The sequence below is a fragment of the Clostridioides sp. ES-S-0190-01 genome (assembly GCF_020658275.1).
GTDB lineage: Bacteria > Bacillota > Clostridia > Peptostreptococcales > Peptostreptococcaceae > Clostridioides.
The window spans coordinates 1-20,107 of sequence record NZ_JACVWA010000005.1; the positions used below are offsets into that span (position 1 = coordinate 1).

Genomic DNA, 20,107 nt, shown 5'->3' on the forward strand with positions numbered 1-20,107 from the left:
TATAATGTTTTTGTTATTGCTGCTGTTAATGTAGTTTTACCGTGGTCAACGTGTCCTATTGTCCCTATATTAACATGAGGTTTTGTTCTTTCGTATTTAGCTTTAGCCATTTTGAATTTCCTCCCTTATCTTTCGATATAAATTAATTTTGCTCACAATAAGCTTATGGTAAGTATTTTACTATTAATCATTTCTGTTTTCAAGATGTTTTTCTAATTTTCTCTTAACCCTTTGTAAAGCGTTATCTATTGACTTTACATCTCTTTTAAGTTTGTCCGCTATGAACTGGTATGACTTTCCATTCAAATACAATTCTAGGACTTCTAATTCCAAGTCGCTTAATAATTCGTTCATCTTTGATTCTATATTTTTTAATTCTTCTTTACTAATTATAAGTTCTTCTGGATCTGTTACTATACTTGTAGCTATTATATCTAAAAGTGTTCTGTCTGACTCTTCATCATATATTGGTTTATTCAAAGAAACATATGAATTTAAAGGTATATGTTTTTGTCTTGTTGCAGTTTTTATAGCAGTTATTATTTGTCTTGTTATACATATCTCTGCAAAACATTTAAATGAATTTGTCTTACTTCCATCAAAATCTCTAACTGCCTTATAAAGGCCTATCATTCCTTCTTGTATTATATCTTCTTTATCTGCTCCAATTAAAAAATATGACTTTGCTTTTGCCTTTACAAAATTTCTGTATTTGGTAATAATATACTCTAGTGCTATCTTATCCCCTTCACTTGCTTTTAATACAATGTTATACTCATCTTGCTGACAATTGTCTATTAACTCATAACTTTTTTCTTTTGCTACCAACATGTAAATCTCCCCCATATATAAAACAAATTTATAGGTATATTATAGTCTAAAGAACCTAGTAATTTCAACGCTTTCTACGAATGTTCTCAAGTTTCGACAATGTTTCTTCATCTAACCTTTCCTCCAACCAATTTCGCTGAATTTTTTTCCTTAAACCGCTATTTTTTTCCTTCATTTTATTCTTGGAACGATCTAATTCTAACTTTAATTCTCTAGCAGACATTCTCATAGCACCTTTTCCTAAAATCATTTGTTGCTCTGCATAGTCATTAGTAGCTACTTTTACATCATCATATTTTGATAGAGAAGTTATAAATTTTTCTATATAACTATCCGCTGTTTGGTGCTCTCTTGTATAAACTATTGTTATGTGTTTTCTTTTTTCAACTTTTTCTCGGGAATTCTTAACATTATAAGCATCAAAAACTATTATAGTCTTATATCCCATGAACTCAGAAAATTCTATAATATCATCAATAAGTTTTTCTCGAGAATCCTCTAAATCCTCTTTCGCCAGTTCTTTTAAATTATCCCACGCATTTATAATATTATAGCCATCTATTATTAAGTAGTGATTTATGTTTCTTCTCATGCTTATTTACTTTTTATCCAGTCTTTGTCTGAATATTTCATATAAAAGTATACCACCTGCTACAGATGCATTTAAAGATGTAACATTACCTATCATGGGCATTTTTACTATAAAGTCACAGTTTTGTTTAACCAATCTAGATATTCCAAAACCTTCACTTCCAATTACTACACCTAGAGGTCCTGTAAGATTTTGTTTATAAAAAGTTTCTCCATCCATATCAGCAGCTGCAATCCACAGCCCTTCATCTTTCAGTCTTTTTATTGTATTGACTATATTGGTTACCTTACAAACTGGCATATACTCTACAGCTCCAGCAGAAGCTTTTGTAACTACAGGAGTTATGTGCACAGACCTTCTTTTTGGGATAATAACTCCATGTGCTCCTACTGCATCTGCTGTCCTTATTATTGAACCTAAGTTATGTGGGTCTGTTATTTCATCTAGTATAATAAAAAATGGGTCTTCATTTTTACCTTTTACTGAGTCTATTAACTCATCTAATTCATAATACTTATATTCACTTGCATAAGCTATTACACCTTGATGCGAATGACTTGTGCTTACTTCATCTAACTTATGTTTATCAACATATTGTATAATTATATTCTTCTCTTTGGCCATTCCTATTATTTTCTTAATTGAACCTTCTTTAGCTGAGTTTGCAATTAATATTTTGTCTATTTCTCTATCACTCTTTATAGCTTCTATTACAGGATTTCTTCCTTCAATACTTGCCAAACTATTCACCACCTACAAGGATTTAAATTTTTCTCTAACTTGAACTATATCACCACAAGTCATAGTTCCTTCTGGACAACTTCCATTTACACAGCTTGGACCAGTCTTTTTAAATAATATAGGAGCAACTTTTTTAACTTCTCTTAACATTTCTACAGCTAAGTTTCTTATTTCCCATTGTGCTCTTTCACAACATCTATGTTCAAAGAAATTAAATAAACTTCTAGCGTTTATAGTAAATACCATTTTTGTTTCACATGCATTTGGAAATACATATCTAGCATCCTCTATTGCTTTTTTCTCAGCTTGTCTCTTTGCTGTTTTCTCATTTTTTCCTTCTTTTATTAGTTCATCATAATGCTTATCAAATAATATCTCCACTAATTTGTCATAATCTTCTTGGTCCTTTTTCATTGAGTTAACAAATAACTCTTTTGCTTTTTCTATTTTATCTATTTCAGGAGGAATTATGTACTCAAATTGGTCTAATTTAACATATCTTTGACTTTGTTGTGAAAAACTAGCTATACGATGTCTAACAATTTGATGCGAACAAGCTCTTGAAATACCTTCTATTGAAAACGTAAAAGATGCATGTTCTAATATTGAACCATGCCCTATATTTAATAACATATTTAAAAATTTTTCTATACTTTCTTCTGTTAAGTCTTTTTCTATTTCGTCTGTCCCAACTGGTGAATAACATAACTTAGCTGCCATAGCTATTACTTTTTCGGGTTCAGGTGTATGTGATATTAATTTTACTTTCATAAATTTTTGTCCTTTCTTATTACTAATTTCTATATATTTATTATACATTAGTTATAAAAAAAGTGTTGCCTTATTAATTATTATTAAGACAACACTCTTTAATATTTACATATCTCTTTCAATAATTTTAATTCCTTTATTGATAATATATTGAAGTCTCTCTATTTCATTATTCAAATACAAATATCCAATTAATGCTTCAAATCCAGTTGCATGTTTATAGTCTATAATATCTGCATTTTTAGGAGAAGTGTTTGATTTTTGATTTCTTCCCCTTTTATAAATTTTACTCTCTTCCTCTGTTAATTCACTTTCGATTTCATGAATTATTGATGCTTGAGCTTTAGCCTTTACATACTTTATGGCTAACTTATGCAAATCATTAACTTTTCGCTGTGTATTTTGTCTAATCAAGTGTTCTCTTATATATGTCTCATACACTGTATCACCTAAATATGCTAAAACTAGTGGTGACATAGTAACTAATTCAGTTTTTTCCATTTTTATACCCTTTTCCACTTAACACCTTGTCTTGTGTCTTCTAGTACAATTCCCATATCTAATAATTGTTGTCTTATATCATCCGCTAATTGGAATTCTTTATTTTTCTTTGCGTCAGTTCTCTTTTGTATTAATTCTTCAATGTCTTTATCTAGCACAGTATCCTTTTTCTTATTTACAATATTCAATACTCCTGTAAGCTCATTAAATTCATCTAAACACTTCTTAGCTAACTCTAAAGAAGAATTTTCGTCTACATTAGAATTTATCAACTTAGCCAATTCAAATATAATACTTACTGCATCTGCTGTATTAACATCATCATCCATAGCATCTATAAATCTTTGTCTAAAGTTATCTAATTCTTTAACAAGCTCTACTTCTTTTTCTGTTAGAGATGATTCTTTTAAATTACTTAATGTAAACTCTAATTTTTCTTTGGTATTATACAATCTTTCAAGACCAGCTTTAGCTTGATTTAACATTTCATCACTAAAGTTTACTGGATTTCTATAATGTGCTGATAACATGAAAAATCTCACTATTTCTAAATCATATAGCTTTGATATATCTCTTACTGTAAAGAAATTCCCTTTTGATTTACTCATTTTTTCATCATTTATATTTATATATCCATTATGCATCCAATATTTTGAGAATGTTTTTCCACTTCTAGCTTCACTTTGTGCTATTTCGTTTTCATGGTGTGGGAATGTTAAATCTTGACCACCTGCATGTATATCAATTGTCTCACCTAAGTATCTCTTAGACATAACAGAACATTCTATATGCCACCCTGGTCTACCTTCTCCCCAAGGACTCTCCCATCCTGGTTCTCCTTCTTTTTTTGCTTTCCAAAGAACAAAATCCATAGGATGTCTTTTTTGGTCATTAACTTCAATTCTAGCTCCAGCCTCTAAGTCTTCTTGTTTTTGGCCTGAAAGTTTTCCATATCCTTCAAATTTATTTGTATCAAAATATACATCGCCATTTACTGCATATGCATATCCTTTATCTTCTAATTCTTTTATAAAATCTATAATTTGTTGTATATTATCTGTAACTTGAGGATGAACAGTAGCTCTCTTAATTCCTAATCCATCACAATCTACAAAATACTCTTTTATGTATTTAGTAGCAACTTCTTCTGGAGATATTCCTTCTTCGTGGCTTCTATTTATAATCTTGTCATCAACATCTGTAAAGTTTTGTACATAAGTTACGTCATATCCTCTATACTCTAAATACCTTCTTAGAGTATCAAATATTATAAATGGTCTTGCATTACCTATGTGGATATAGTTATAAACTGTTGGACCACACACATACATTTTTACCTTTCCTTCTTCTAATGGAACAAATTCTTCTTTTGCTCTAGTTAATGTATTATAAACTTTCACACTCATCACCTCACTGTATTTTTATAAATTATTTTCTTAACATCATATATTATATTATAGTTGAAAATTGCAATAAATAATAGTACTACTATCATTTTTCATACTATCCTTCAAATTACATAATAATACTATCACTATTTTCTATTGTTCCTCTAAAAATATCTTTTTTTGAGAAGAACATTTTTCAAAAGTCTCTTCTGTAATCATTTTTTCGTCTTTTAACTTTTCTAAAATTGTAACATATTCTAAGCATAGCTCCTTTAATTCCTTTTTAACATCATCAATATTACTATACATAGTAATTACCCCCTTAATAATTAAATCAAACTAAAATAATAGATTACCTTCTTCTATGCTTAATATTTTTATTAGTTTATTATTCATATTTTATTTATATTTTTGCTTTGCTTTTTATATATTAAATTTATTGACCTAAATACCTTCATTTTGTTAGCCATATCTTTTCACCAAATACTAACACAAAAAAAGTCCGCATCTAAATTAGCGGACTTTTATGACTATAATATATGATTTTTTACATAAGCTATTCTATTTAAGCAAGTTTCTTTTCCTAAAACTTCCATTACTTTTGGTAAATCTGGGCCATGCATTTGTCCTGTCAAAATTATTCTTGACCCCATAAATAAATTTTTCCCTTTTATTTTATACTCTTTTTGTATCTCTTTAAGCATTGTTTGACCAAACTCAGCATTTAATATTTCTGCTTTTTCTATTTTTTCTTGTAAGGCATCTATTAAAGTAGGTATATGTTCTAATTTTAGGAAGTCACTTCCTTCTTCAGTTTCTATCTCTACATTATCTCCAAAGAATATACTCGCATGCTCAGTAACTTCTTTTACATATTGTAATTTTTCTTTAAGCACTGATATCATACTCTTTAAAAATTCATACTTACTAGTAGCTTCTGCTTCTGTTATAAACCCATCTTCTATTAAAAATGGTATAGCTAAATCTGTTAGGTAAGCATCATCACCGTCTTTTATATAATGTTGATTAACCCAGTTTAACTTTTCAGTATCGAATACCCCTCCACTTTTAGATACTCTTTCAACAGAGAAGGCTTTTTCTAACTCTTCCATTGTAAATAACTCTTGATTATCTTCTGGAGACCAACCAACTAATGCTACATAGTTTACTAATCCTTCTGGTAAATATCCTTTTTTCTTAAAATCTTCAACTGCTACATCACCTTGTCTCTTACTTAATTTTTTCTTTTCTTTATTAAGTATATTTGGTAAATGTACAAATACTGGCGCTTCCCATCCAAATGCTTCATACAAATAAACATGTTTTGGAGTAGATGATACCCACTCTTCTCCTCTTATAACATGTGTAATTTTCATTAGATAATCATCTACCACTACTGCAAAATGATAAGTTGGGAATCCATCTGTTTTCATCAAAACTTGGTCATCTAAATCATTAGTATTGAATTCCATGTCTCCTCTAACTAAATCAGTAAATTTAATTATATGATTTTCTGGTAATTTTAATCTTATAACATATGGTACTCCTGCTTTTATATTAGCTTCTACCTCTTCTTTAGATAGGTTTTTGCAGTGACCATCATATTTAGCAGTTTCTCCTGCTGCCTTTTGAGCATCTCTTACTTCATCCAATCTTTCCTTTGTACAGAAACAATAATAAGCTTTTCCACTATCTAAAAGTTGTTTTATATATTCTTGATATATATCTAATCTTTGAGATTGAATATATGGTCCATATTCTCCTTTTTGTATTACTTTTTCATTATCATCTAATATAACTCCCTCATCATGATTGACGCCAGCCCATTTCATAGCATTAAGCATATTTTCTATAGCACCTTCTACCAATCTACTTTGGTCTGTATCTTCTACTCTTAATATATATTCTCCGCCCATTTTCTTTGCAAATAAATAGTTATATAAAGCAGTCCTTAAACTACCTATATGTACAAATCCTGTTGGACTTGGTGCAAACCTTACTCTTATATTCATTTTTACTTCCTCCTGATATTTTATTCAATATAACTATAATATTAAACTAGTACATTGTTTTGCAAGTTTATTTTTAATCAAACTTAATAATAATATCCTTTTTATTCAAAAATACACATGTTTATTATATCAGAAAATACTAGATTTAATTTCATAAATCTTTCTTTTAATCCATTTATTTTTCCAAAAATTAAAGGTATTATTTATAACTATTCATAAATGCTTCTTGTATATGTTTCTTGCGATTAGAATCGTCTTTAACATCATTTAAAGATAAAGTTTTACTTTTAAAATTTTTAATCTTCTCATTCATATTATTATCACCTATTAAAATTATTATTAATCTTAACAGAATAGTAAAAAATAAAAAACTGGGATGTAAAGTATTAAATACTTTACATCCCAACTAAATTATTTTTACATTTATTTAAATATATGATTCTAGTATGCTTTTGCCATTACTACCATATGCTCTGCTTCTTTTCCACAATATACACACTTGTGACCTAAGTTTTCTTGTTCAAAAGGTAAGCATCTTATAGTTGCCCCTGTTTCTTCCTTAATCTTCGCCTCACATTCAGCATCTCCACACCACATAGTTTTTATGAATCCTGGTTTTTCTTCCAAAGCTGTTCTAAATTCATCCATATTTTCAACTACAGATGTGTTATCTTCTCTATGTTTTCTTGCTCTTTCAAACATATCATTGTGTATAATATCAAATAAATCATATACAGCATCAGCTAATCCTTCTAAAGGCATAGCACTCTTTTCTAGAGTATCTCTTCTAAATATCATAGCTTGATTATTTTCTATATCTTTTGGTCCAATTTCAATTCTTATTGGTACACCTTTCATTTCCCACTCATTAAATTTCCATCCAGTTGTATAGTTATCTCTATCATCAACCTCTACTGTTACTCCTTTAGCTTTTAAATCTGCATATATTTTATCAACAGTTTCCATTACATTGCCTTTTTTAGCAGCTATAGGAACTATAACAACTTGTATTGGAGCTACTCTTGGTGGTAAGACTAATCCTCTATTATCACTATGAGTCATTATAAGCCCACCTATAAGTCTTGTAGATGCTCCCCAAGATGTATGATATGGATTAGCTAAGTTACCTTCTCTATCTGCAAAAGTAATATCAAACGCTTTTGTAAAGTGTTGTCCTAAGAAGTGACTTGTACCTGATTGTAATGCTTTCCCATCATGCATCATAGCTTCTATAGTATATGTTCTCTCACCACCTGCAAATTTTTCACTTTCACTTTTTTGACCAGATACAACTGGCATTGCAAGCAATTCCTCACATAAAGCTTTATATATTTCTAATTGTTGTATTGTTTCTTGTTGTGCTTCTTCTGCTGTTTCATGTAATGTATGACCTTCTTGCCATAAGAATTCAGATGTTCTTAAGAAAGGTCTAGTTGATTTTTCCCATCTAACAACTGAACACCATTGATTATAAAGATATGGCAACTCTCTATATGATTTTAGCCATTTAGCATACATTGTACATATTATAGTTTCTGAAGTAGGTCTTACACATAGTCTTTCTTCTAGTTTTTTATTTCCTCCATGTGTTACCCATGCAACTTCTGGAGCAAACCCCTCAACATGCTCTGCTTCTTTGTTTAATAAACTTTCTGGTATCAATAATGGAAAATAACAGTTTTTATGTCCAGTTTCTTTGAATTTTTTATCCATAAATTCTTGCATTTTTTCCCATAAAGCATATCCATATGGTTTTACAACCATAAATCCTTTTACTGGTGCATAATCAACTAAATCAGTCTTAGTTATAACATCTGTATACCATTGTGGAAAATCATCTTCCATCTTTGTTATTTCTTCAACAAATTGTTTTTCATTTTTTGCCATCTTAATTACCTCCTCATTTATTATGTTTTTATACAAAAACACCCTTTTATCTTTTTATATAGATAAAAGGGCATTTATAAAGTACAACTCTGATTATCTATACAGTAGCTTTCTTTAAATTATTATCCTAACTTAACATTGTTTTTGATAAATTCTGCTTTTACTTTTTCACTTATTTCTTCTATTTTAATTAATTCTTTATCTTCTTCATATCTAAGTTTAAATTCTACTTTACCTTCATCAATATTTTTACCTACTGTAATTCTCATAGGTATTCCTATTAATTCTGAATCATTGAATTTAACACCAATTCTTTCATCTCTATCGTCTAACAAGACTTCTACACCCATATCTTGTAAATCATTATATATCTTTTCAGCTAATGACATTTGTTCCTCATTTTTCATATTTGCTGGAACTATCACAACATGATATGGAGCTACTGATAAAGGCCAAATTATACCTTTTTCATCATTATGTTGCTCAATTATAGCTGCTGCTGTTCTTTCTACACCTATACCATAGCATCCCATTATTATAGGTTTTGATTTACCATCTCTATCAATAAAGTTTGCATTCATAGCTTCTGAGTATTTAGTTCCTAACTTAAATATATGTCCTACTTCAACACCTCTAGCTATTTCAAGAGGTTTACCACATACTATACATTTGTCACCTTCTTGAACATTTCTAAAGTCTCCAACTATACCCTCAAAATCTCTTCCATAGTTAGCATTTCTTATATGATACTCAGTCTTATTAGCTCCAACAACTATATTTCTTTGCTCAACAATTTCTTTATCTATAAAGACATAATCAGCATTTACTCCTATTGGTCCAGCAAACCCAACCTCTGCATTAGTTACTTTTCTTACAATGTCGTCTGTAGCAAGTGCAAATTCTATAACAGAACCTATTGCATTAGATACTTTAACTTCATTAACCTCTCTATCTCCTCTTACAACAACTACAACTGTTTTCCCATCTGCTTCATATACTAAAGTCTTAGCAAATTTATCTGGAGAAGCATTTAGGAATTCTTCTAATTCTTTTATTGTAGCTGCTCCTGGTGTATGAACTTCTTCTAATTCCTTCATTTCTTCTTTTTCTGATACTGCATTACAAGACTCTGCTCTTTCTACATTGGCTGCATAATCACATCCACTACAGAATACAACTTCATCTTCTCCAACTTCTGATTTAACCATAAATTCAGCTGATGTAGAACCTCCTATAGCTCCTGAATCTGCTTGAACTGGACTGTTATCTAATCCACATCTATCAAATATACTTACATATGCATCAAACATATCTTGATATGATTTATCTAATCCTGCTTCATCTACATCAAAACTGTATGCATCCTTCATTGTAAAAGTCTTAGTTCTCATAACACCAAATCTTGGTCTTCTCTCATCTCTATACTTAACTTGTATTTGATACAAATTAAGTGGTAATTGTTTATATGAAGTAATCTCTTGTCTTATTATGTCAGTAAAAGCTTCTTCATGTGTTGGCCCAAGGCAGTACTCTCTTTCTGTTCTATCTTTTAACCTAAACATTTCTGCACCCATAGCAGTCCATCTTCCAGATTCTTTCCACAATTCTGATGGAAGTAAAGCCGCACATAGTATTTCTTGACAATCTTTTTTATTTAATTCTTCTCTAATTATTTGCTCAATTTTTTTAAATACCCTTAACCCCATTGGTAATTGATTATAAACCCCTGAAGTCATTTTTTTTATCATTCCTGACCTTACCATTAATTGATGGCTTGTAATTTCAGCATCTGCTGGAATCTCCTTCAATGTTGGCATAAACATTTTAGACATTTTCATTAATAAATTCCTCCTGAATATTGTTTTCCTGAAAATATAAAAAACCTCTCATCTCTATACAAGTATAGAGACGAAAGGTTTGATTTCCGCGGTACCACTCTAGTTAGCTATATAAATAGCTCTCTTTAGGGAATGTAACGGTTCCTACCGTAAAGATTTTTATACCTTTAAGCTAAAAGACAGGTTCAAAGACTTCCTCTTGAAAACTCTCACCTCTGTTTTCTCTCTGTGAAGATTTCATCATTTTACTATTTCTTTATCATAGCTAATTTTATATTTATATTAATTTTACTTAAATTCACATATTATAGATATTCTATATAGGCCTATTATTTGATATCCATTAAACTTATTACTAATAATATATTAATTATTCTGACTTGTCAATAATAATAAACAAATACTTTGTGAAGCTATTCCTTGTTTTGCACCTGTAAAACCAAGACCTTCTTCTGTAGTTGCTTTTATATTTATGTTTTCAATATCTGTATTTAAAACTTTTGCTATATTTTTTCTCATATTCTCAATGTGGGGAGCCATCTTAGGACTTTGAGCAATTATAGTACTATCTATATTTCCAATTTTATACCCTTTGCTTGTTATTAGATTATATACATGTTCTAGTAATTTCATACTATCTATTCCCTTATATTTTTTATCTGTATCTGGGAAATGCTTACCTATATCGCCTAAAGCTAGTGCCCCCAAAATAGAATCCATTATTGCATGTATCAATACATCAGCATCAGAATGACCTAGTAAGCCCTTATCATGTGGTATCTCTACTCCACCAATTATAAGTTTTCTTTCTTCTGCCAATTTGTGTACATCATATCCCAATCCTATTCTCATATAATTCTCCTTCTACTATTCACTTCATCTATTTTTTCCATGTTTAATATTTGTTCTGCTATATTTAAATCTTCTGGACTCGTTATTTTTATATTTTCATAAGAACCCATTACCATCGTAACACTTTGCCCTATATTTTCTACTAGCATTGAGTCATCTGTTCCATAATAATTAGTCTTATACGCTTGTTCGTAAGCATTTATTATAAGATTATATTCAAAAGTTTGAGGGGTTTGTGCCGCCCACAATAGTCTTCTTTCTGGAGTTTCTTGTACTGTACCATCAGATACTATTTTTATAGTATCACTTACTGGTACACCTACAACTACGGCCTTTTTTTCTTTAGCCATTTTTATAGATTCATTTATTATTCTGTGGTCTACAAAAGGTCTCGCTCCATCATGAATAAGTACTATATCACAATTTTTATCTAGTTTTTTTAATCCATTATATATTGAGTCTTGTCTTTCTTTTCCGCCATATGCTATTTTTATATTTTTAAAGTTATATTTATTTATTATATTTTCCTTAAAAAAATCTTCCTCTTCTTTTTTTATACATACCACAATTTCATCTATATTTATATTTTCGTAAAAAACTTGAATTGTATGCGCTATGATTTCTTTTTCTCTTAATTTTATGAACTGCTTATTTACGTCTAAGTTCATTCTCCTTCCACTTCCTGCCGCAACAATTATAACACTATACATGGTATCACCTCGTATTTTATTTTTACCTATCATTTATTAAAACTTTTAATGTTTTTATATTTTAACCATCTGATTAATTATATATTAAATTTTCAGTTGTATAAATAGGTAATATCCATTTTCTAACCTAAAATATGTGCATCTGTTGCAAATTATATTGATTTTTCAATAACTTCATCTTTTTATTTTACAACTTTGTAACAGTTTGTATATCTATAAAAAATGTTTAAACCTCTAGATTGATATAAAACAAGTTTATCAATCTAGAGGTTTTGTATTAGAATATTAAATTAATTAAATCTATGTAATTCGGATAATTTTCTAAAATATTGTTTTTTATTTCTTGTTTATCAAAATCTACTTCTATCAATTTATCCATATTGACTATACCATCTATACAAGAAATAAAACATTTTGATATTTTCCATTTATTAACATGTAAATTGATTTTCCTTCTATTGTCAATTGGTAAAACTATTTGAAACTTAGGCGTTTTATTATATATCCATTCTGTTTTTTTATATTTATCTTCTACCAGATTGTATATACTTTTGATATCATCATCGTCTAATTCAATTTCTTTTATATTTTTTATATTATTTTTTATATAATCAACACAATAATCTAAAAAATAGTTTATATCTTTTTTGAGTAGAAAATTAATATTTGTAACTTTACTTGAAACAGACTTAGTTGCCTTTGATTCTGTTGATTTATCTGAATTTAAATACTTAGTTAATTTATTTAAATCTGAATCATAAAGAAGAGTTCCATGATAAAGAGAATTTTGCCTTTTTATAGATTGTGCAGAACCAGAAATTTTTTTACCATTTAAAAATAAATCTTTTCTTTCTGTTATAGATACATTTAATCCCAATGATAAAAGCATACTTTGCATAAATTTAGTATGTTCTAAAAAATCGATTTCATGAAGATTCCTATTTTTTTGTATAAATGACATATTGATATTTCCTAAGTCATGATACACAGTACCTCCACCAGATATTCTTCTTAAAATGGGAATTTCACCATTTTCAATAACATCATAATGTATCTCCTGATATGGATTTTGATTTTTTCCTATAAAAATGGATTCTTCATTTCTCCATATGATTATGATATCATCATTATATTTCTCATTTAAAAATAGATACTCTTCTAGAGCTAAATTAAAGTAAGGATTGGTGTTTTTGTTTAATAAGTAATACATAAAAATTCAGACTCCTTTTATATTTTATCTTACTATTTATTTTAAATTAAAATAAGTTTATATAGTATTTAACTTTAAATTATTCTTTCTAAATCATTAAACCTATTATAACATAATACAACTCCTTACTATTACTGAACATCTGTGTTTTTTATTATTCTGAGAGTTTTATTAAATTTACTTATCCTGACCATACACATTAAGAAATACATTTCTAGCTCTTTGAACTTCTTCATCTGGTAATAATACTGGTGTCCCAATTGATTTTGCTAAATAATATACTTTTGCTGCATCTTCTAACATTACAGCTGCGGTAAGTGCATGCTTTACAGATGGACCAACTGCAATCACTCCATGATTTGCCAAAAGACATGCTCTCCTATTACCTATTACATCAATAACACATTTTCCCATCTGATTAGATGTTGGTGGTGAAAATTTTGCAACTGGAACTGAACCTCCTACCTCATTTGCAAGAGTTGTACTTGCACACTCTATAGACTCATTTAAAATTGCAAAGCAACTTGAATATGTAGAGTGTGTATGTATTATACTATTTATATCATCTCTATGTTTATATATATATAAGTGGTCTGGTGAATCTACTGATGCCTTCCATTTACCATCTACAGTATTTCCATCTATGTCTATTAAAACAATATCACTTGGTGTAAGATTTCTATAATCCATTCCACTTGGTGTGATTGCTATATATCCAGTTTCTTCATCTCTTCCACTTACATTTCCTCCTGTCAATGTAACTAAATTATAGTTTAGAAGGTCTAAAGACGCTTGTAATACCTCTTTTCTCAAATTTTCTAATAACATTAGCTAAATCCTCCCATTTATTAGAAACATAGTTCTATATGTTCCTGTTATATATCTTACACAATAAGATTTTATTTCCGCTATTTTGATTGAAAATTCTAAAAAACCTTTATAAGATTTAAACTTATCTCTTTATACTAAACATAAGCCAATTTTAATTTGAAATTTTCATTTTTTATAGTTCATTACTCTTTAATCTTTTATTTCTAAATTTTAATGATTCTGGATGCAAACATTCTTCTAATTCAATAAAATAATTATATAGTTCTGTATTGTCATTAAACATGTTTGTTTTTATCCAATATCTCCCCTTAATAAAACTACCATCATTAATTTTTAGATACATTTTTTTGTCATGAAATTCTCTTATTCTTATTTTTTTTATATCTTTAATTTCATACTCATGTATAGAATTAAATGAACTAAAATATATATATTTATTGTCCATAGTAATCATGTTAGGATTACTTGAGGATACAAAAGTATTAAATATTCCATAAGTACAAATAACTATCATCAAGCTATATATATTAATACTAGGATTTATATAATTATTAAATAGTGCATAAATCAATATTAAAATCATAAAAATCCCTGGTATTGTTACACTAACTATATATCTTTTAGAATCATATATATATTTTTTCATAATTTATACACTCCTTAATAAAATTACATTTAAGCTTCATCTTGTGTAGATAATACTTTATTTTCCTTTATTATTCTACTTCTATTATAGATAGCCATCCCTAAAGCTATAACTGCCAAAATTATTCCTCCAATTACTTTGTAATTCATAATTTTTACAAATACCCAGCTTAATGGATTTGCTCCATCACAAATACTTGAAATCATAGTTGCTCCTTCAGGCATTTTAAAGCTTGCATTTAAAGCCATTTGAGTAAATAGTGGTGCTAAATTAGTTGCTATTAATAGCCCAGAAGTAATAATAACTATTCCTATTATTAAAGTTCTAAATACATTTCCTTTTGTAATTGGAACGATTAAAACAAGTGCAAATGGTATTACAGCTAAATCTGCAAATGGTAAAACTTTATTACCTGGTAATATAGCTGCTATAACTATAGTTAGAGGCACTAGTACTAATGCAACTGACAATGTAACAGGGTGTCCTATTCCTACTGCAGAATCTAAACCGATGTATATTTTACCTCTATTTTTAAATCTCTTTTCAATAAATTCTTGTGCTGCCTCTGATACTGGCAACAAACCTTCCATTAATAAAGCCGCCATTTTGGGAATTAGTATTAAAACAGCTCCCATAGTTATCCCTAACTGCAATATACCTTTTATGTCATACTTGGCTGCAATACCAATTATTATCCCTATTAAAGACCCCATTATTAAAGGTTCTCCAAATAGGCCAAATTTTTTTTGTAATGTATCAGCATTTATTTCAATTTTATTTATCCCTGGAATCAAATCTAATACTTTATTTACAACTATAGCAATTGGAACAAATGCTTGTGTAAATCCATGAGGAAGAGATATACCTGGCATCCCTAAGTATTCTTCTATCCCTGGGGCTGTTAAGTCTGCCATTACTAAAACAATTACCATATTTGCTACTGCTGCAAATACTCCCCACATAACACTTTGCGTAGCCCCTGCCACCAAAGCTCCTGTAAATGCAAAATGCCAGTAATCCCATATATCTACATCGACAGTTTGAGTTGTATTAGTAATTAACATAACTATATTTACTACAAGTCCTATTGGAATAATTAAAGCACCCACTGTTGATGCAAAAGCTATAGCTGATGCTGCTGGCCATCCAACATCTATTATGGATAGGCTTAATCCTAAGTTCTTAACCATTTGTTGTGTAGCTGGACCTAAGTTATCTGTTAACAAAGCTATAATAGTATTAAGACCTATAAATCCAACTCCTACTGTTAAACCAGCTCTTAAAGATTTTCCAAGCTTTGTACCTAATATCAAGCCAAAAATACATATTATTATTGGCATCATTACTTGTGCACCCAAACCAACAATGAAATTTAATATCGCCATCTAAATTTCCTCCTTCATTTAATTTTCAGTCTCTAAAACCGCAAGATTTTAGAGACTATTTCATTTAAAAATTCAAATTATAATTCTAATTTTTCAAGAACTTCTTTGATTAATTTATCCATTCCTACTCCAGTTAAAAAAGGCAGTCCATTTATTACAGGTGTTTTTATACTACTAGATATTTGTGTAGTACAGATTATTAAATCATAATCTGGTGCTTTTGAAGCTACCTCTACTACTTTACATTGTGTAATACTAACCCTATCTAATTTACCAGCTTCTTCTAATGCCTTCTTTAACTTGTTTATAGCAATTGTTGAAGTACATACTCCTGTTCCACATGCAACTAATATTTTTTTAGCCACATTATTCACCCCCATTAAAATTATTTTATTTTTAAAGATATCTGTAATTAGAAATCTTTGATAACTTTTTATATTTTTAATACTATTTTTGTATGTTTAATTATTCAACTTATAATTTAATAAATTACTTAAACTTTCTTCTCTTAAATCAATAATATTATTTAACATATTTTCATCTTGGAATATGGTCATAAGTCTTTCTAATAGTTGTAATTGCTCTTGTGGCTCTTTAACTGCCAGCATAAATATAACCTTTACATCAATTTCAGTGTCATCTGTACCCATCATTATGAATTTTACAGGTTTATTTAATATGCCAATAGCTATCCCTGGTTCATTTACATGGACTATATCTGTATGCGGTATTGCTACTCCATAGATTCCTGTTGGCAGTCCTGTAGCATATTTTTTCTCTCTTGCTATAACTGCTTCTATATAACTTTCTTTTACATATTGTTCGTCAAACAAACGTTGTCCTAAAAACTTCAAAGCATCTTCATTACTTGATACTTCAATATCTTTAAAAATTAAATTACTACTGATTATTTGCATTGACTCCATCTAATATCATCTCCCTAATAAAATCTCTATCTTTAATGTTTTTAATTTTTTTAAATTCATCTGTTTCTATAAATGTAAGTAGAGTATTCAATGGATTAAAACATTTCTGGTCTACAGCTAGTAGAAGTATTATTTTTACTTTGTTTTTACTCCATACAATAGGATTTTTTAAGATAGCTATGCTTATTGCTGGTCTGATTACATCAATCCCATCTGTATGAGGTATTGCTATTCCGTCTGACAACTCAGTTGGAAATAAATTATCTCTTTCCACTACTTTTTTATAGAAATTTTTTGTTACATAGCCTTTTTCTCTAAGTTTTTTGCTCATGTATTTAAGTACTTCTTCTTTTGATTTAATTTCTAAATCTACAAATATGTCTTCTTTTTGGATTAAATCAGATAATTCATATTTTTTATTTGTTTTAGCAATTTGATTTGTATCAATTAAGTTATTTATTTGATTTAATTTTGTTTTATCATTAATGTCTACTAGGCTAAAAAATGGGATGTTTGGTATCTGAGGGTCAATTGTTCCAACTATTGCGATTACATTTTTTTCATTACTTATTTGTTTTATCTCTAAATCAAGACTTGGATATTCAATCATACCAATAGTCTCTATATCAACCTTTTCATTTATCCCTTTAATGCTTTCCTCTAAACTTTGCTTTATCTTGCAAGCTCCTCCTAATCCAGTAATACATAATGTTACAATTATAGGCTTTCTATTGTATACTTTTGAGTTGTTCTCTTTGCTAACTTTATCTTTTACTAATGGTTCTATATTTTTAACTTCATCAACTATCTCATCTATTGTTAAATCTGGTAGAACTGCTCTTCGTATGACTTCTATACAGAGTAATGTATCAAATCTAGATATTGTTCTTATATCAATCCCTGTTTTTCCAGAGATAATATCTCCAAAGTACGAAAGGGAACCCATATCAACTAATATAATTACTCCTCTTCCTTCATCAATATCTTTTATTACAGTAGTAGCTTCTTCAATCATTTCTTCTGGCTTTTTCTCAAATGGCATATCCAAATACCTTGCATGATTAATACCTAATAACTTATTGGTAACCTCACATACAGATGACGCGACTCTTCCATGAGCCATTAGAAGTACACCTATCTTTTTTTGTTCAGAAATTTCTCCTCTACTACTCATTTTAAAATATATTGCTATTATACCTATTTCTTCTTTTGGCAAATTTATATTGTATCTTTCCTTTAAATGTTGTGCTACCTTTTCTGCTACAGAATACTCTAATGGATAGTTTCCTATTATCTCTTTTAAATGAGCATTTGATATTACTTTTCCTTCTTTTAATCTTTCAAAAGCTGCTTTTAAATGAATTGCTAGACATAAGTGTAGATTTGGTTCTAATGAATTAAGATACTGTGATGCTATTTTGATTACTTCACAAGTTAACTCTACAATGTATTTTCCAACAATCGGACTTATATCAGGTAAATTCTCAGTGATAGAAACTTTCTTAACTTGTTTTATGTACTTCTGAATACAGCTTTCTAATTCTCCTCCAACAATCCTGTTAATAACATCAAAGTCTAAACCTTGTTCTAATAAATCAATGTGTCTCCTTTCAGTAAGCTTGTATATTTCATCTGGGAAAGTATATATATCTTCATTTTTCTTTTCTATCTCAACTTGAAGGTCTGAATCTATAATTAAATCTCCATCTACATAATTTTCTATCTTTCCTCTACAATTTCTTATCCTTATTAGACCTTGTTTCACATACCCAGGTACATCTGATATATTTATAGTTACTTCTTTTTGTTTATTTGTAAGTTGATTTAATAGTCCTCTAGCACAAGCTACTTGAATATCACTTCTAAGCTGACCTACATTTCCTATACAATCGTAAAGCATAAGAGCTTTTAAGACATCTGATTTTATGTGTATGTTTGCTCCCATTCGTTGGGCTTCTATCAAGAAAAAATTGTTTATAATGTCAAATCTTTCGTTTAATGGTCTTGCAACTAATTCTGGGATTTCAATTGTCACAGGTATACGTCTTTTAAAGGTATTAAGTAAATGAGAATCTATTGGCTCAGAAGTTGCAGAAATAATCATTACATTTATTTTATTTGTAAGCTTTGTTTCTCCTAATTTTCTAACCATTCCTTTATCAATCAATTGAAAGAGTATTTCTTGACCTTCATAAGGCAATCTATGTATTTCATCTATAAACAATATACCCCCATCTGCTTTTGATACTAATCCTTCTTTAGTTTCATCAGCTCCTGTAAAAGCACCCTTAACATGACCAAATAATTGAGATAACAAAAGTTGTGGATTTTCTGAGTAGTCTGCTGCATTGAAAACTATAAATGGTGCATTTTTAGGAAATCTAGATGATTCTACTGCAAAGTTATACATGCACTCTGCTAACTCGCTTTTTCCAACACCAGTTGGACCCATAATAATAGTATGCAACCCATGGGGAGGATAAAGTATAGCTGCCTTAGCTAATTTGACGATTGTACTTAAACTTCCAGTACTTCCTATTAATTTATCAAAGGCCACATCTATTTTTTCTTCTTTAGCATTTAGTTCCTCTTTTTTATCATCATTTTCTTTATCATGTTTTAAATCACCAGAATCTTGGATTTCTTTTAAATACTGTATAACTGTAAATCTTGATACAGTAAATCCAATACTATTTAATCTTCTTGTTATATCATTTTTATTTATATTTTTTTCTTCTTTTACAATATCTTTTATAGCTTTAATCAAAACAACTTTTCTTCTTTGTCTAGAATCTTCTATTTTTAATTCATTTCTTAAAAAGGTAACATCTTCTCTTCGAATATTTAACATACTTGAAATTGCTTCATCTGTTAAAGGATTTTTCTTATCTTCATTTTCAATTAAGCTTTTTATTCTTTGCCTCATTTCTAATTGTCCCTCCTTACTATTTATATAAGCAACTTACATGCCACATAGTGTTTTTTT

The 20,107-nt window shown here is 29.0% G+C and carries 20 protein-coding genes and 1 other annotated feature; all 20 genes read right to left on the reverse strand.

Annotation, left to right across the window (positions count from 1 at the left end):
• A partial coding sequence (locus tag IC214_RS00685) for a GTP-binding protein (RefSeq protein ID WP_131072429.1) occupies window positions 1-110 on the reverse strand: 110 nt, incomplete at its 3' end.
• 73 nt (window positions 111-183) lie between these two features.
• Window positions 184-831: an RNA polymerase sporulation sigma factor SigH gene (sigH, locus tag IC214_RS00690; RefSeq protein WP_227437057.1), complete on the reverse strand. Its 648-nt coding sequence runs from the start codon at window positions 829-831 to the stop codon at window positions 184-186.
• Window positions 832-895: 64 nt separating this feature from the next.
• A complete protein-coding gene (locus IC214_RS00695) occupies window positions 896-1,423 on the reverse strand; it encodes an NYN domain-containing protein (RefSeq protein WP_227437059.1) in 528 nt (175 codons plus the stop codon).
• A 6-nt stretch (window positions 1,424-1,429) separates the two neighbouring features.
• Window positions 1,430-2,164 carry a 23S rRNA (guanosine(2251)-2'-O)-methyltransferase RlmB gene (rlmB, locus tag IC214_RS00700; protein ID WP_227437061.1) on the reverse strand — a complete coding sequence of 245 codons (735 nt, stop codon included), beginning with the start codon at window positions 2,162-2,164 and terminating at the stop codon, window positions 1,430-1,432.
• A 12-nt stretch (window positions 2,165-2,176) separates the two neighbouring features.
• Window positions 2,177-2,935: an FAD-dependent thymidylate synthase gene (gene thyX, locus IC214_RS00705; RefSeq protein ID WP_227437063.1), complete on the reverse strand. Its 759-nt coding sequence runs from the start codon at window positions 2,933-2,935 to the stop codon at window positions 2,177-2,179.
• Between the two features lie 105 nt (window positions 2,936-3,040).
• The gene (locus IC214_RS00710) at window positions 3,041-3,436 is read right to left on the reverse strand and encodes a Mini-ribonuclease 3 (protein WP_227437065.1); all 396 of its coding nucleotides are present in this window, start codon (window positions 3,434-3,436) and stop codon (window positions 3,041-3,043) included.
• A 2-nt stretch (window positions 3,437-3,438) separates the two neighbouring features.
• Window positions 3,439-4,836 (reverse strand): cysteine--tRNA ligase, encoded by a 1,398-nt coding sequence (gene cysS, locus IC214_RS00715; protein ID WP_227483629.1) that lies wholly within the window; start codon window positions 4,834-4,836, stop codon window positions 3,439-3,441.
• Between the two features lie 141 nt (window positions 4,837-4,977).
• Window positions 4,978-5,133 (reverse strand): hypothetical protein, encoded by a 156-nt coding sequence (locus IC214_RS00720; protein WP_003421202.1) that lies wholly within the window; start codon window positions 5,131-5,133, stop codon window positions 4,978-4,980.
• A 221-nt stretch (window positions 5,134-5,354) separates the two neighbouring features.
• Window positions 5,355-6,836 (reverse strand): glutamate--tRNA ligase, encoded by a 1,482-nt coding sequence (gltX, locus tag IC214_RS00725; RefSeq protein ID WP_227437069.1) that lies wholly within the window; start codon window positions 6,834-6,836, stop codon window positions 5,355-5,357.
• A 441-nt stretch (window positions 6,837-7,277) separates the two neighbouring features.
• Window positions 7,278-8,723, reverse strand: coding sequence for a proline--tRNA ligase (proS, locus tag IC214_RS00730; protein ID WP_227437072.1), 1,446 nt, complete (start codon window positions 8,721-8,723; stop codon window positions 7,278-7,280).
• 122 nt (window positions 8,724-8,845) lie between these two features.
• Window positions 8,846-10,561: a proline--tRNA ligase gene (locus IC214_RS00735; protein WP_227863356.1), complete on the reverse strand. Its 1,716-nt coding sequence runs from the start codon at window positions 10,559-10,561 to the stop codon at window positions 8,846-8,848.
• Window positions 10,562-10,624: 63 nt separating this feature from the next.
• Window positions 10,625-10,833: a binding site (T-box leader), on the reverse strand.
• 94 nt (window positions 10,834-10,927) lie between these two features.
• The gene (gene ispF / locus IC214_RS00740) at window positions 10,928-11,413 is read right to left on the reverse strand and encodes a 2-C-methyl-D-erythritol 2,4-cyclodiphosphate synthase (RefSeq protein WP_227437075.1); all 486 of its coding nucleotides are present in this window, start codon (window positions 11,411-11,413) and stop codon (window positions 10,928-10,930) included.
• Complete coding sequence (gene ispD / locus IC214_RS00745) at window positions 11,410-12,123, reverse strand: 2-C-methyl-D-erythritol 4-phosphate cytidylyltransferase (protein WP_227866133.1); 714 nt, start codon at window positions 12,121-12,123, stop codon at window positions 11,410-11,412. Before ispD ends, ispF begins: the two co-directional genes overlap by 4 nt.
• Before the next feature lie 277 nt (window positions 12,124-12,400).
• Window positions 12,401-13,333, reverse strand: a complete 933-nt coding sequence (locus IC214_RS00750; protein WP_227866134.1) for a lipoate--protein ligase — start codon at window positions 13,331-13,333, stop codon at window positions 12,401-12,403.
• Window positions 13,334-13,510: 177 nt separating this feature from the next.
• Window positions 13,511-14,161, reverse strand: a complete 651-nt coding sequence (locus IC214_RS00755) for a class II aldolase/adducin family protein (RefSeq protein WP_227834975.1) — start codon at window positions 14,159-14,161, stop codon at window positions 13,511-13,513.
• A gap of 175 nt (window positions 14,162-14,336) precedes the next feature.
• The gene (locus IC214_RS00760) at window positions 14,337-14,810 is read right to left on the reverse strand and encodes a hypothetical protein (protein ID WP_227437083.1); all 474 of its coding nucleotides are present in this window, start codon (window positions 14,808-14,810) and stop codon (window positions 14,337-14,339) included.
• 29 nt (window positions 14,811-14,839) lie between these two features.
• Entirely contained in the window at window positions 14,840-16,195 is a 1,356-nt protein-coding gene (locus tag IC214_RS00765; protein ID WP_227437085.1) for a PTS galactitol transporter subunit IIC, read from the reverse strand.
• A gap of 77 nt (window positions 16,196-16,272) precedes the next feature.
• Complete coding sequence (locus IC214_RS00770; RefSeq protein ID WP_227437087.1) at window positions 16,273-16,575, reverse strand: PTS sugar transporter subunit IIB; 303 nt, start codon at window positions 16,573-16,575, stop codon at window positions 16,273-16,275.
• Between the two features lie 81 nt (window positions 16,576-16,656).
• On the reverse strand, window positions 16,657-17,121 hold the full coding sequence (locus IC214_RS00775; RefSeq protein ID WP_227483625.1) for a PTS sugar transporter subunit IIA: 465 nt from the start codon (window positions 17,119-17,121) through the stop codon (window positions 16,657-16,659).
• A complete protein-coding gene (locus IC214_RS00780) occupies window positions 17,096-20,047 on the reverse strand; it encodes a sigma 54-interacting transcriptional regulator (RefSeq protein ID WP_227866135.1) in 2,952 nt (983 codons plus the stop codon). The genes IC214_RS00775 and IC214_RS00780 overlap by 26 nt, the downstream gene beginning before the upstream one ends.
• Window positions 20,048-20,107: the final 60 nt, after the last annotated feature.